Here is a 14,593-nt window from a genome sequence, read left to right on the forward strand (position 1 = left end):
GCGGGAGAGGGGACAAGACCCGGGCACGTCATGATCAATTCCCCACCACCTGGAAGCGCGCGCCCGCCGAGCGCGAGAACACGCGCCGGTCGTACATCGCCTCGCCATAGGCCGCGGGCACCACGAAGTCGCCCACGTTGGTGGCGCGCGCCTTGTAGGTCACTTCGAGCAGGTCCTTGTTGACGCTGCCGTAGAACACCACGCGGTCTTCGCGGATGTCGGCGTACTGCACCTTCCACGAGCCGCCGCCACCGAGCCGCTTCTTCCAGATCGGCGCATCGGCGTTGGCATCGTCGTCGTCGCCCACGGCCTGCAGCACCGGCTCGAGCCCGCCGGGCAGCACGTCGACCAGCGCCACGTCGTTGAGTTGCGCACGCTCCAGGCTGCGCACGCGCACCCGCACCGTGACCTCGTCGCCGAGCTTGACCTTGGTGACCGGATTGCCCTTGGCATCGAGCACCTCATGGAAGATCTCGAGGCCCTGGTTCACCGGCGTGGCGGGCACGTTGCGCTCGAAGCCCTGCTCGGCCCAGCTGTAGTAGAGGTTGAAGTCGCTGTCGTTCGACAGCTTCAGCTTGGCGGTGCCGGCCGGCACGCCAGCGCGCGTGATCGGGTTGACCGCGCCCAATGCAAGCGCTGCCGCCTGGCCCTGCGCATTGACGGTCTGCGCCGTGAGCTTGCCTTCGACGTTCTGCCCCACGGCCTCGAAGTACGAATCGACCGCCAGCAGCATCGAGGCCGACGACAGGCTGTTGTACCAGCCGTCGCGCACCATCGCGCCCATGCGCTCCCACACCGCCGGCTTGAGAGTCTTCAGGCGCGAGGGGAAGTGCCGCGCCACCAGGTGCAGCATCATGCTGTCGTGCACCAGTGGGTCGTAGTAGGCGCCCCAGACGTTGCGGCGCGTGTTCTTCTCGGTGCGCGTGAGCAGGTCGGACCACACCGGATTGAGCAGCTCGTTGGCCACCTGTTCCTGCTTCACGAGCTGGTAGCTCGCGGCAAGGTACACAGCGCCGAGGTCGTCGCTCCAGCCTTGCGTCTGCTTGTTGCGCCAGGCTTCGCGCAGGTTGGCCAGCGCGGCCGGCGCGATGATGCCCTGGCGCGTGAGCAGGTAGGCCGCCTGCGTGCGCTGGCGCCAGCCGTCGAGCGTGGTGTCGCCGCTGCCGAGCCAGCCTTGCAGGTAGGTGTTGGCCTTTTGCAGCAGGTCTTGCGGCACCGGCAGCTTGTGGTCTTTCGCCTCGATCAGCAGGTGCACCGCGTAGAGCGTGGCAAAGGCGTCGGTGCCGGCACCGGGCCACAGCGAGAAGCCGCCGTCGGCGGTCTGCCGTGCGCGCAGTTGCACGAGGTAGCGCTCGAAGGTCTTGCGCGCCTCGGGCATCGGGCCCTGTTCGGCCGTGCGGCCGCGCGCCATTTCCTTGACCAGCTCGGGGCGGCTGCTCAGCAGCACGGCCGGGAAGGTCTGGCTGGTGATCTGCTCGGTGCAGCCGTGCGGGTAGGCCTCCAGGTACTGCATGAGGCCGGTCGCGAAGGCCCACGGCGCAGCCGATACCGCCACATCGCTCTGGCGGAAGTTCGGGTACAGGTCGGCCTGGCTGCTCAATTCGCCCGCGCGCTGGAAGCTGCCGGCCTGCACCAGCGTGACGAAGGGCGATGCGGGCCGCACGCTCACTTCGGTCGACAGGCGCGCGCTGAAGTTCTTGTGCGTCGATGTGAACACCAGCGCGGAAGAGCCCAGCACCGCCTGCTCGCCCGGCTTGGCGCGCACGTTGAACTTGGTGCTGGCCTCGCCGCGCTCGTTGACCTTGAGCGTCTGCGTGGCGTCGCCCACCACTTCGAGCCCGCCCGAGGCGGTGAGCGTGAGCGCGATGGGCGCCTCCTTGCCCGAGCCCACGATGTTGTTGGCAAGGCCCACGCCCACTTCGACGGTGTCGCCGGGCGCCATGGCCAGCGGTGCGTTCGGCAAGATCACCATGTCGCCCCGCACCACGGTGCGGGTGCTCTTGGCAGCGGTGGTCTCGTCGTTCACGGCCACGGCCATCACGCGCAGGCTGCCGTTGAAGCTCTCGGGCACGGTGTAGCTGAACTCGCGGCTGCCGTTGACGTCGACCAGCCCCGACCAGTAGGCCACCGGCTTGTCGCGCTTGCGCTTGAACGGGTTCAGATGCTTGCCGAGTTCGCCTTCGCCGTCACCGCCGGGGGCGGCGCCCTGCATGAGCTTCTTGAACTCCGGCAGGATCAGGTCGAGCGTCTGCAAGGTGCCGACTTCGAGCGCGCGCTTCTGGAAGAAGTGCTTGAGCGGGTCGGGCGTCTTGTAGCGCGCCACCTGCAGGATGCCTTCGTCCACCGCGAACAGCACGGCGCGCGTGGGCTTGTCGCTGGTGAGCTTCATCTTCACCGTCTGCCCCGGCTTCACCAGCTCGGTGCTGGTGAGCTGCAGGTTGGCGGTGCGTTTCGTCAGCGCGGTGGCGAAGGGCACGATGCCGTACGACAGCGGGCTCATGTAGACCTCGTCCGAGGCCGGGTCGCGCACGAAGTGCACGTTGATGTAGCCGGTGCCTTCGAAGTCCTTGGGCAGCGTGATCTTCTGCACCGAGGCGGTCTTGTCGGTCTTGAACCACGCATGGGCGTAGACCTTGTCGCGCTCGATGGTGATGAGGCCGGCACCGACGTACGGCGCGCGGATGCTCACCTCGATCTCTTGCCCTGGCTCGTAGTCCTTGCGGTCGAGCGTGAGCTGCAGCTCGGCATTGCGGTCGAGCGAGCGCGAGACGTTGGCGTTGCCCGCCACGCTGTACTCGACGCGGTTCAGCTCCATGCCTTCGGCGTTGCGCACCACGTAGGCGAAGTTGCCGGGCGCGCCGGTATCGAGCGCCACGGTGTTGCCGTTTGCGGCAAGCGCGAAGGGCTTCGTGTCGATCACGATTTCCTTCTTGCGCGACTCGTAGCGGTACAGGCCGTTGTCCTGCTTGATGAGCACCGACAGCACCTTGCGCTCGACGCGCTCGATCTTCAGGTCGGCCACGGCCGTCTTCTTGGCCTTCGCGTCGATGGCGATCACGGTGGCGTTGCGCGCGGCGCCCTTGCTCACGTAGCTGGTGTCGCCGTCGACCTTCACGCCCACGAGGTAGGGCATGTCGCTCACCAGCGTCTGCGCCTCGGCCGAGACGCTGCGCCCGCCCTCGGGCTCGAAGGCCTTGGCCAGCACGTGCACCTGGTAGGTGGCGGCGTCGAAGCGCGACAGGCGCAGGTCGAACTCGGCCTTGCCGTCGGCGCTGGTCTGCACGCTGCCCAGGTCGTCGACCTGCTTTTCGGTGGCGCGCTGCGGGTCGAAGAAGGCGTAGTCGGTGAAGGCGCGGAACACCGGGAAGCCCGGGCTCAGCGTGAGCGTGCCTTCGACCTTGCGGTCGGGCGCGGGCGTGCCGAAGAGGTTCTGCACATCGATCAGCGCCTTCAAGTCCTTGGGGCTCACCCAGCCTTCGGCGATCTCGCTGCTGAGCTTGGCCACGACCTTGGTGCGGTCGGGCAAGAACTCCTGCACCTTCACGGTGGTGCTGCCGATGAGCAGACCCGCGACCTCGGGCGTGCCTGGCGAAGACTCGCGCGGCAGGTAGAGGTTGACGGTGTAGTTGCCGGTGGGCGAAGTGTCTTGCGTGGTGTGGGCGATTTCCGCCGCGCCGCCGGGGCCGAGCTTGAGCTTCTCGCGGCGCACGCTGAGGCCGCGCGCATCGATGATCTCGGCTTCGAGCGGCAGGTCGCGCAGCGAGGTGCCCCAGTTGCCGGCCTTCACCATCATCGCGATGTGCATGGTGTCGCCGGGGCGGTAGATGCCTCGGTCGCTGAACACGTACGCCGTCATCTGGTTCGGCACGCCGGCCGCGCGCAGGCCGCCGACGTCGAAGCGCGAGATGTCGAGCGTGCGGTCGCTGCGGTTGAAGGGCAGGAAGCTCAGGTCGCCGTCCTTGCGCACGACCAGCACCACGGGCGCCTTCTCGCGCTGGTAGCCGGCCAGGTTGGGCAACTTGGCGGCGCCCGTGGCGTCGGTGGATTGCGACGCGACGATCATGCCGTTGCGGCCCCACACCTCGACCAGCGCACCGGCCACGGGCTGGCCGTTGGCGATGCTCTGCACGAACACGTCGCGCGTGCCGTCGAGCGACTTCTTGGCGACGATGCCCAGGTCGGTGACGAGCACCAGGCGCTGGTCTTTCTGATCTTCGGGGTTGCCGCTCTCGGGGTTGCCCTCATCGTCGGAAGACTGCTGGTCTTCCTGTTGCTGATCTTCCTCGGGTTGGGCCTGCGCGGCATCGCCCTCGGGCTTCTTCTTGGCCTTGGGGTCGTAGCCCTGCACCTTGAGCAGGAAGACGCCGCGCCGGTCGGCCACGTCGCTGCGCAGGTACTCGGCGAAGTCGACGGTTTCGTAGTGCGCCTTGCCGGCGGGGATGCTGAGCGGGATCTCTTTCTGGAAGCGGTCGACGAGGTCGTCCGACTGCAGGCCGCCGTTGAACTGCGGATGCGCGAAGTCGCCGTTGGTCTGCGTGACCAGGTGCTGCAGCTGCTGCGGCAGCAGGCGGCCGATTTCAAGGCGGATGCCCGGCAGGTCGCGCACCAGGATCGGCAGCTTGCGCTCGCCCGACAGCGCGAGCAGCGAGCCCTGGCTCATGATGGTGAGTTCGGGCGCGAAGGTCTTGAGCAGCAGCACGTCTTGCCGCGCGTTGCCTAGCTGGTAGCCACCCGGCGTCTTCAGGCCCTTGGCCACGCGCACCAGCAGGTAGCGCCCGCCCTCGGCCTGGGGCATGCGGAAGCTGACCATCTCGGTCACTTCGCGTTCGCTGGCGATGGGCTGCAGGTTGATCTTCTTTGCGCGGCGCAGCACGGCGTCGGTGATCTTCGAGGAGGCGGCCGACCAGTCGAACTTGTCTTCCGGATCGCCCTTCGGGTCTTCCGTGGCCGGCAGCAGCCAGGCTTGCACCACGCGCGCCATTTCGCGCTCGTGCACGGGCATCGAGGCGGTGACGTGCATCACGTGCTCGGGCTCGCCGTTTTCGCCGGTGACGATGGTGGGCTCGACGCTGGAGATGTCGAGGCTGAAGAGGCCAGGGATGTCGACGGCGCGCGAGACGTCGCCGCGCTGGGCGGGGCCGCCCTTTTGCGCCACCGCGCCGGCCGTGAGGCTGAGCACGACCGGGCGCGTCTTCTCGGGAATCGGCAGGGGCTCCGACTGGACGGTGGCGGCAAGGCGCAGCTTGTCGTAGCTCACGGTGAACTTCTCGCTGGCGCACTTGCCCACGCTGAAGATCGAGGAGCCGCAGGGTTGGTCGTAGGTCAGCACCAGGCGCTTTTCGAACTCGGCGGTGTTGACGGGGTGCGAGAAGCGCACCTGGAAGAGGGCACGGCGCACGTTGGCCTGCACCGGGTCTTGGTAGAACTCGGCGCCGCCGATGCGTGCGCTGAACTCGGGCGAGGTGAACTCGTACTTGCGCAGTTCCATCTCGATGTGCGGCGCGAGCGCATTGCCGGCGAACTGCACCTTGTATGGCTGGCCGATGGGCCAGTCCTGCGCGGGCAGAAACTCGAGCCGGTTCTGCTTGGTCCATGTCCAGCGGCCTGCCACGGCGGGCTCGATGGTGATGCCGGTCGCCTCTTGCCCGATGCGCGCGATGGGCGCCACGGAGGCCGAGAAGTTGATGACGACGGGGTTGGGGCCCTTGTCGTTTTCGATCTGCGTGCGTTGCGGCGGCTCCAGCTTCGCGGTGGCGACGATGGGCTCGACGCGGTCCGGCGTGAGGCCGTGCCACCACTTCAGCAGATGCGGGCTCGCCGCCCAACCGGCCAGCGCCAGCAGCGCGAGCAGCACCAGCCATGCGAGGCGCTGCTGCAGCCATTGCAGGCCGAAGAGAAGGAATGCGCCGATGATGCGCAGCCAGCCCGGGGCTCGCCAGGAGCCGATGAGTCCGCGGGCCAGCGGACGCAGAAAACCGAGCACACGGCCCAGGCCGGTGAAGAGCACATCGCTCAGCGATGCGAGTTTTCGATTGGCGACTTGAAGCATGGAAGCTCCCCCAAGTGTTTTTGTAGGCGTTCGGCAGTGTGCTGCCGATCTGTGAAGAGATGGCGCTGTGTGTGAAGTCTGCGTGAAAACCGCACGCAGGCATTCAGGGCGTGTGCGCAGGGCACCGGGTGCTCCCCTCCGCGAATGTCCCCGGCCCGCGGCCTCCTCCTCTATTTCGCTGCGGGGAGCACCCGGCGCCCTGTGCACGATGAGCGCTGCCGGTGTGAGCGCGCCCCGTCATTCAGAACGAAAGCTGGGGCTTGTTCACCATCAACCAGAAGACGGCGGCCATGGCCACGAAGGCTGGGTAGCCCAGCAACTCCCAATAGAGCTGGTAGCGCGTGTAGAGCGGTGACAGCGGTGCGGCGTCACGGTGCGCCTCGGCCGCGAGGGCCGCCATGCGGATCTGCAGCCACACCACCGGCAGCCAGCAGAGGCCTGCGATCACGAACAGGCCGAGCGACAGCGCCAGCCATGGCGTCGACAACGGCCAGCCCGCCATATGCGCCAGCGCGAAGCCTGTCACCGGCTGGAGGATGACGGTGGGCGTGGTGAACCACCAGTCGGCCCGCACGACCAGGCGGCTCACGACGGCCTGCGCCGGCACGCTGCCGCTGCGGTTGGTGAAGAACATGTAGAAGGCCGACCCCAGCCCCGTGCCGACCATCAGCACGCTGGAGACGATGTGCAGCCACTTGAGGACGAGGTAGGTGTTCATGGCGTCGCGCGTCGGTACAAATGCCAGAGCAGGGCGGCGATGGGCAGGTTCTTGAGCAGCGGGCCGAGCGGGTGCAGCCACAAGGTGGGCTGGAGCACGGTGGCCACGAGGGTCATGACGAGCATCAAGGCAAGGGCGGCTGCGTAGCTGGCACGGCCGGGCCGCAGCCAGAGCGCAAGGCCGACGGCGAGGTCCGCCGCGGCACCGCCGACGATCAGCCACTGCACCAGCCATGGCGGCGATGCGATGCCGGCTTGGGCCAGCACCTGCCGGCTCTGGCCATTCAGCTCCACGATGCTGACGATGGCCGTCACCAGCCACACCGCGACGAGGCTCAGGCGCAGCAGGCGGTCGTCGCTTTCGGTGCGGGTCATGGCGTTGGCGCCGCCTCGTCGATGAGGTCGGTCACCATGCCCCAGCGGGCGAACTCGGGCTCGAATTCCGGCAGGGCGAGCAGGCCCGCGCAAGCGTATGCACCCGTGGGCAATGCATCGCCGCGTGCAAGGCGGCGTGCCAGCAGGATGGCGGCCATGCACGGGATCTCGGGGCCGTGGTTGTCGTCGGATGCGATGTGCCATGCGCGCCGCGCTGCCCGGCCTTGCGCATCGGTGCCCGTCACGCGTACCACCATGCCGCCCAATGCCGTGCCGAGCGCATCGAACACGCGGCCTGCCGAATGCAGCAGCGGTGCCAACTTTTGCGGCGCGGGCAGCAGGCCCACGCGGTGCATGAACGCCATGAAGGCAAAGGCCCGCTGTGCCAGTCCCACTTCGAGCGCCGCGCGGAACATGACCGACTGCACGCCGGCATAGCGCGCAGGAAAAAGCTCGAGGTCGGGGATGTCGCACAAGGCGCCACGGCGCGGCTTCATGCGAGCGAACTGCACCTTCACCGGTTCGGCCCAGCCGGGCTGTTCGTTCCATTGGCCGTTCTGCCAGACGCGGATCGGCTCGCCGCAGTAAGCGAGCACGCCGGCCAGCGTTGCTTCGCCGCGCGGCGCGCCCTGCGCCGGCGCGATGCAGATGTCGATGCTGTGGATGCCTTGCCAGCCGGCAGCGAGATGGTCGACCACCGCCGACGACAGCGCGGGCACGGTGCTCGCGCCGGCCACTGCGGTGCGGCCTGCGCCGCGAAAGGCGGCATCGAGCGCCGCGGGGAAGTCGCAGACGAAGCGACGGCCATCGGCCAGGTCGATGTAGTGCGCGCCGGCTGCTGCGACGGCTTGAGGCACGCGGTAGTCCTGGTTCTGGAACGGGCCTGCGGTGTGGATGACGAGGTCCACGCCCAGGTAGCCCAGCCCTTGCGCGAGGTCGGGCGACTGGGCATCGACCCGAACGCCGCGCGCACGGCCACCCAAGGTTTGCGCAAAGGCGGTTGCCCGTTCGAGATCGCGGCCGCCCACCAGCAGTTCGATGTCGGGGCTCGGTGCCAGCGCGCGACAGATGCGTGCGCCGAAGTTGCCGTAGCCGCCGAGCACCAGCGCCTTCATCATGCCGCCTGGGTCCCCGCGACGTGCCCGCGCGTGAACGCCTCCTCGAAGATCGAATAGCCCGACCAGTCCGCATGCGCGAACGACAGCCGCCCCGCGACGACGCTGCCGCGATGCGCCGCATCCGGCGCGCTGCGCTGCGAGCCGATCTGCGCCAGCAGCCCCGGCCGGGGGATCGACATGGCGTGGCCGTAGCGCGTGATGTCGATGCGCGTGACGAGCGAAGGCAGGTCGGGATGCGGCACCGAGAGTTCGGCGAGCAGGTCGTCGCGCCAGCCGGTCCACGGGCGGTCGAGCAGCAGGCGGCGGCCGTCGGTGGTGTCGTAGCTGCTGGGGCCAAGCGGGCGATACCAACTCAGCACGGTGCCGCGCGGCGTGGGGTCGAGCGTCTGGTGGCGCGCATCGACATAGCCGAGGCCGCGCGTGCCGTAGATCACGTTGTCCCAGCTCGGTGCGGCGCCGGGCTTGTCGATCAGCGGGCCGCGCACGTGCACGTTGGCGACCAGCCACGGCGCGTAGCGCACATGCGCGGCAGCATTCGTGAGCACGGGCGGCGGGTTCTCAACCACGCGCGCGGCGATGAACACCGGCAGCGCCACGATGCAGCGCTCGGCCTGCCAGCGCACGAGGGACTTGGTGGCGGCATCCCACGCATCGACCTCGACGCCGCCGCGCACGTCGGCGATGCGCGTGACGACCTGGCCCGTGTGCAGCCGGTCGCCGAGCGGCGCGGCCAGTTGCCGCGTGAGCCAGCCGTTGCCCTCGGGCCAGGTGAGGATGCCGTCGCGCTCGGGGCTCGAATCGTTGACGCTGCCCGTGGGATCGCCGGGCGCATGAAAGCCGTGCCGGCTCGCGAAGTAATGGATGCCGGCCCAGGCGGAGACGTGGTCGATGCCCGCGCCGTAGTCGTCGCGGCAGCAGTAGTCGAGGTACCAGCGCAGCTGCACGTCGCTGAAGCCTTCGCTGTCGAGCCATTTGGCGAAAGAGAGGGCATCGAGCGCCAGCAGCTCGGGGGTGACCGCGACCTTGAGCGTGGGAATGGCGAAGTGCGCCGCATGCTGCAGCGCATCGATGCGCTGCGCGAACTGGCGGTACTGGGCGAGCGTGGCCTCGCCCACGCCGTGCACGGGCAGCAGGCCGTCCTGCCATTCGCCGTGCAGGTACAGGCGCTCTTGCGGGCTGTGGCAGAGGTTGAATTCGTCGTACGTCCAGCGGCCGGCCACGCGGCGGCGCAGGCCGAGTTCTTCGAGCAGGTCCTGCACCTCGCGCGCGTCGTCGCCGGGCACGGGCAGGTAGTGCGCGCCGAGCGGGCAGGCGATGCCGTTGACCATGCCGCCGCGCGCATTGCCGCCCGCGGTGTCTTCGAGTTCGAGCAGTGCGAAGTCTTCGGTGCCTGCAAGGCGCAACGCGCGCGCGGCAGCGAGGCCGGCGACGCCGCCGCCGGCGATCACGACGCGCGTGCGCTTCACGACGGCGGGCACCTGGCTCTTGAGCGCGCCGTCGCGCATGGCATGGCCGCGTGTGACGTCGATGCCGGTGAAACCGCCTTCGATGGGCGGTGGTGGTGCTTCGCAGCCGGCCAGTGCGAAGGCGCCTGCCGCACCTGCCGCCACGCCGAGGAATTCGCGACGCTGCATGACGCGGCTAGTGCGCCATCACCTTGCCCCACTCCTGCTCATAGGTGGTGACGAGGATCTGGTTCGAGAGGCGGTTCACTTCCGTCGGCACGCGCGCCATGTCGAGCGGAAAGTCGAACATCAGCGGCAAAGTGGCGGGCGAAAGAAAGCGCAGCCCTGCAGGCAGCGCATCGGGCATGCGGTAGGGCCGGCGGCTGGCGATGATGTAGCCCCATTCGCCAAAGCTCGGCACGTGTGCGTGGTACGGCGTCGCAGTCAGGCCGACGGATTCGATGGTGGTCGCCACGGTCCAGAAGCTCTTGCGCGCCACCAGTGGCGAGGTGGTCTGGATCACCGCGTAGCCGCTGGCCGACAGCCGCTTTTCGAGCAGCGCATAGAAGCTGTTGGTGTAGAGCTTGCCGATGGCGAAGTTGGTCGGATCGGGAAAGTCGACCACGATCACGTCGTAGGTGTCACCCGGCTGCTGCAGCCACTGGAAGGCATCGGTGTTGATGATCTTCACCTTGGGCGACGACAGCGAATGGCCGTTGAGCCGCGCCAGCGTTTCGTGCGCGGTGAAGAGTTGCGTCATGTTCGGGTCGAGCTCCACCAGCGTGACCGACTCGACCGAGGGGTACTTGAGGATCTCGCGCACCGCCATGCCGTCGCCGCCGCCGAGCACCGCGACCTTCTTCGGCGCGCCCTGCGCTGCCATCACCGGATGCACCAGGGCCTCGTGATAGCGGTACTCGTCGCGCTCCGCGAACTGCAGGTTGCCGTTCAGGAAGAGCCGGTGCCCGAGCAGCCCGCGCGTGACCACGATGCGCTGGTAGGGCGAGGTGGCGCTGAACACGATGTGGTCCTGGTAGAACTTGTCTTCAGCCAGCGTGGTGATGTGGTCCGCGCCGATGAAGCCACCGAGCAGCACGGCCAGCGACAGAAAGCAGGCCATCGCATGCGCGCCGATGCGGCGCAGCTCATGGCGAAACAGCCACAGCGCCCACACCGCGACCGCAGCGTTCATGAAGCCGAACAGCAGGCCGGTGCGGATCATGCCGAGCTGCGGCACGAGGACCAGCGGGAACGCCACCGACACCGCCAGCGCGCCGAGGTAGTCGAAGGTCAGGACCTGCGACACGAGGTTCTTGAGCACGATGTTGCGCTTCAGGATGCGCATCACCAGCGGGATCTCGAGGCCCACCAGCGTGCCGACGACCATCACGAGGCCGTAGAGCAGCAGCCGGAAGGCGCCCGGCACGTAGGCGTTGGCCAGGAACAGGATGGCCGGCAGCGCGCCACCGATCAGCGCCACCATCAACTCGATGCGAAGGAAGTGCGCGGGCAGCTGGCGCTCGAAGTAGCGCGAGAGCCAGGAGCCCACGCCCATCGCGAACAGGTAGGTGCCGATGATGGTGCTGAACTGCAGCACCGAGTCGCCGAGCAGGTAGGAACTGAGTGCCGCCGCGCTCAGTTCGTAGACCAGCCCGCAGGCGGCAACCACGAACACGCTGGCGAGCAGGGCGATTTCAACAGGCTGCGGGCCTTTGGCTGGCAGCGGACTGGCAGGGGTGTCCATGGATCAGGCGGTTGCCGCCGGTCCGCGCCGAGGCAGACCGCGCCGCCCCTTGGCGGGGTGGCGAACGGCACGTGGCAAAGCGAAGTGCAAGGTCGAAGGGCTAATGGATCGCCGCAGCGACGATGATGCTGATGCCAAGGCTCATTGCGGCAACCACCAGCCCGAGTGCCACGTTCTGCTTCTCGACGATCTCGCCCCACAGGTCATAGGGCGTGATCTTGTCGATGATGAGGAAGCAGAGCCAGAAGATGACCACGCCGATCAGCGCGTACACGAGCGATCCGAGGACCACGCCCGGTTTCAGCCATTCAAATCCCATGGGGACCTCCAGTCGTAGTAGTGAGTGACACCGACATGATGTACTTCATTTGTGCCCGCCGCCGCTCGAATAGCCGCCGTACGAGCCGCCCGAGCTGCGCGAGCCGCTCGAGGAACCACCGCTGCTGCAGGTGCTCAGGATGATCAGCAGGATGATGATCACGACGACGATGATGATGATCGTGCCGCAGCCCAGCTTCGAGGCGGCGGCACTCACGGGCAGCGCATCGCCGCGCTTGAACATGTCCTTCTTGGCGTCGAGCTTGAAGGCCGTGGCCACGACGCCGCTGTCGAGCTTGATGCCCGAGGACCAGGTCAGCTCGTTGGCCGAGCGCTCCATCGACAGCAGCGCGGGGCCGCTGGCGTAGTCGCGGTTGAAGGTTTTCTGCCCGCGCTCGACCTGCCAGTAGAACTCGCCCGCGACGTAGCTGGTTTCGGCGTTGTAGGCGTACTGCTGCTGGTAGCGCTTGTTGAGGTAGGTGGCGGTGCTGCCGTTCTCGGCCATCACCGGCGCGCCGGTGGTGGGCTTGACCAGGCTCCAGCCGTCTTCGGCATCGACCAGGAAGCTGAAGCCGCGCTTGGCGTTGTAGAGCAGGTATTCGTCCCAGCCGAACTGCTCGTCGTCGCCGGGCTCGGTGCCCATGCGGTGCTGGAAGCCGACCACCTGCCACTGCGCGCCCTGCAGCTGGCCCATGGTGCCGAGCGCGATGAGCGGGCGCACGGGCTCGTCCTGCGTCGCGTGCTTGAGCTCGCCGCCGATGCCTTGCGACAGGTCGATGATGCTGTTGCAGGAGCCGCAGGTGATGCTCTTGCTGTCGGCCAGGTTGACGGTGACGGGCGAGCCGCAATTGGGGCAGTTGAAGCTGCGGCCCTTTTCGTCCTTGGCGGATTCGGCGCGCAGGCCGGTGAGCTGCAGGTCGTCGAGCTGCACCGAGCGGCCCAGGTACGCGGTGGGCGTCGCGGTGCCGTAGTCGATGCTGAGCACCAGCCCCTTGTCGTTGCGCAGCTCGACCATCGCGAACGCGCGGCCGAGCTCGGGCAGGTGTGGCAGCTCGCCCTGCGCGGAGGTCAGCGCCACCTGCTCGTTCGAGGTGACGGTGTAGCTCTGGCCCGCGAAGGCGCTGGTGGCACCCACGCGCAGGTCGACTGGTGGCGGCGCGGTGCGCTGCAGGTCGAAGGGCAGGGCGAAGACGTAGGCGCCGTTGTCTTCGCTCAGCACGCCGGTGCGGTCGCCGTCGAGGGCGGCGATCCACTCGGTCCAGCGGCCGCCGGGGTAGGTGTATTGCAGCCGGCCGATCAGCGTGAAGGGCTTGTCCTGGATGCGGCCGGCGGCGAACAGCTGCAGCGGGCTGAAGTCGTCGAACAGCTCGGCCATCTTGCCGGTGCGCGCGAGCGTGTCGCCCTGGCGCACGACAGTGCTCTGGCAATAGGGGCAGACCGCGTGCGTCGATTGCGCCGAGCGGAATTCGACCGGCGCGCCGCAGCCGGGGCAGGGCGCGCGGTAGTAGCGTTGGTTGCCGTTTTCCTCAGCCATGGCGCGCTGCGGAAGAAACGGCGAGCGAGGCGGGAGACACCGCGGAGCCGGCTACGCCGGGCCGCTGGTATCGCCCCCTGCAAGGGGGGAAGAGAGGCGACACGAAGCGCGCGAAGCCTGGGGTTAGACCAGCTTCTTGAGAAGGTCGGCCTTCTTGGCGTCGAACTCTTCCTGCGTGAGGATGCCCTTGGTCTTCAGTTCGCCGAGCTTCTCGAGCGTGGTCATCACGTCGGCCGCGCTCACCACCGCCACGGTGGGTTGTGCGTTGGCGGCTGCACCGGCCGCCGCGGCGGCAGCTGCTGCTGCATTGGCGTTGTTCGGGTTCAGGCCTTGTGCGAGGTTCTGCGCCATCACCTGGCCGAGCGCCACGCCGGCGCCCAGGCCCATGGCGTCGCCGGCAATGCCGCCGCCGCTGGCCGCGCCTTCGGCGAACTTGGGGATCGCCTGCGCCGTCTGGTACTGCATGAACTTGCCCATGTCGTTGCCGACCATGCCCATGCCGATCTTCTGGTCGAGGATCTTCTGCAGCTCTTCGGGCAGCGAGACGTTCTGGACTGTGATGTTCTCGAGCTTGATGCCGATCTTCTCGAACTCGGGCACGAGCTGCGCGGCGAGCGCCTGCGCAAACTGGATCTGGTTGGCCGCAAGGTCGAGGAAAGGCACGCCGCTGGAGGCGATGGCGTTGCTGATGTTCTGCAGCACCAGGCCGCGCAACTGGCCGTCGAGGTCGGCCACGCTGTAGATGTCGCGCGTGCCGGAGATTTCGGTGTGGAACAGCTTGGCATCGCCGATGCGGAAGCTGTAGTTGCCGAAGGCCCGCAGGCGCACGGCGCCGAAGTCCTTGTCACGGATGGTGATCGGCTGGGGCGTGCCCCACTTCTGGTCGACCTGCTGGCGCGTGCTGAAGAAATAGACGTCGCTCTTGAAGGGGGACTCGAAGAGCTTGTCCCAGTTCTTGAGGTACGTGAGCACGGGCAGCGTCTGCGTCGTGAGCTTGTACAGGCCGGGGCCGAACACGTCGGCCACCTTGCCTTCGTTGACGAAAACCGCCACCTGCGATTCGCGAACGGTGAGCGAACCACCGTTCTGGATTTCCATGTCCGCCATCGGGAAACGCCAGGCCAGCGTGCCGTCGCCGGTCTCGGTCCACTGGATGATGTCGATGAACTGTTTCTTGATGAAATCCATCAGGGCCATGGTTGTTCCTCTGCAGGTTTTTTTCAGGTTTTGTCCCAGCCGCGCATATTGCCACATCGCCTTGACGGCGCGCAGTGCGATTGGTCATGCCTTGCT

9 protein-coding genes are annotated in these 14,593 nt (G+C 67.7%); all 9 read right to left on the bottom strand.

Annotated features, from left to right (window positions below; genetic code table 11):
- Nucleotides 1-34 precede the first annotated feature (34 nt).
- Nucleotides 35-6,049 (bottom strand): alpha-2-macroglobulin, encoded by a 6,015-nt coding sequence (locus ACGLHS_RS21675; protein WP_394483106.1) that lies wholly within the window; start codon nt 6,047-6,049, stop codon nt 35-37.
- Nucleotides 6,050-6,290: 241 nt separating this feature from the next.
- Nucleotides 6,291-6,767: a DUF2269 domain-containing protein gene (locus tag ACGLHS_RS21680; RefSeq protein WP_093242370.1), complete on the bottom strand. Its 477-nt coding sequence runs from the start codon at nt 6,765-6,767 to the stop codon at nt 6,291-6,293.
- A complete protein-coding gene (locus tag ACGLHS_RS21685) occupies nt 6,764-7,141 on the bottom strand; it encodes a DoxX-like family protein (protein WP_394483108.1) in 378 nt (125 codons plus the stop codon). Before ACGLHS_RS21685 ends, ACGLHS_RS21680 begins: the two co-directional genes overlap by 4 nt.
- Entirely contained in the window at nt 7,138-8,259 is a 1,122-nt protein-coding gene (locus ACGLHS_RS21690) for a saccharopine dehydrogenase family protein (RefSeq protein WP_394483110.1), read from the bottom strand. The genes ACGLHS_RS21685 and ACGLHS_RS21690 overlap by 4 nt, the downstream gene beginning before the upstream one ends.
- Nucleotides 8,256-9,893 carry an FAD-dependent oxidoreductase gene (locus ACGLHS_RS21695; protein ID WP_394483112.1) on the bottom strand — a complete coding sequence of 546 codons (1,638 nt, stop codon included), beginning with the start codon at nt 9,891-9,893 and terminating at the stop codon, nt 8,256-8,258. The genes ACGLHS_RS21690 and ACGLHS_RS21695 overlap by 4 nt, the downstream gene beginning before the upstream one ends.
- 7 nt (nt 9,894-9,900) lie before the next feature.
- Complete coding sequence (locus ACGLHS_RS21700) at nt 9,901-11,448, bottom strand: polyamine aminopropyltransferase (protein WP_394483114.1); 1,548 nt, start codon at nt 11,446-11,448, stop codon at nt 9,901-9,903.
- Between the two features lie 100 nt (nt 11,449-11,548).
- Entirely contained in the window at nt 11,549-11,767 is a 219-nt protein-coding gene (locus ACGLHS_RS21705; RefSeq protein WP_019653703.1) for a DUF350 domain-containing protein, read from the bottom strand.
- 45 nt (nt 11,768-11,812) lie between these two features.
- Nucleotides 11,813-13,300 (bottom strand): DUF4178 domain-containing protein, encoded by a 1,488-nt coding sequence (locus ACGLHS_RS21710; protein ID WP_394483117.1) that lies wholly within the window; start codon nt 13,298-13,300, stop codon nt 11,813-11,815.
- Between the two features lie 123 nt (nt 13,301-13,423).
- The gene (locus ACGLHS_RS21715; protein ID WP_394483119.1) at nt 13,424-14,497 is read right to left on the bottom strand and encodes an SPFH domain-containing protein; all 1,074 of its coding nucleotides are present in this window, start codon (nt 14,495-14,497) and stop codon (nt 13,424-13,426) included.
- Nucleotides 14,498-14,593: the final 96 nt, after the last annotated feature.

The sequence above is a fragment of the Variovorax sp. VaC1 genome, assembly GCF_043658315.1.
In the GTDB taxonomy this organism is placed as follows: Bacteria; Pseudomonadota; Gammaproteobacteria; order Burkholderiales; family Burkholderiaceae_C; genus Variovorax.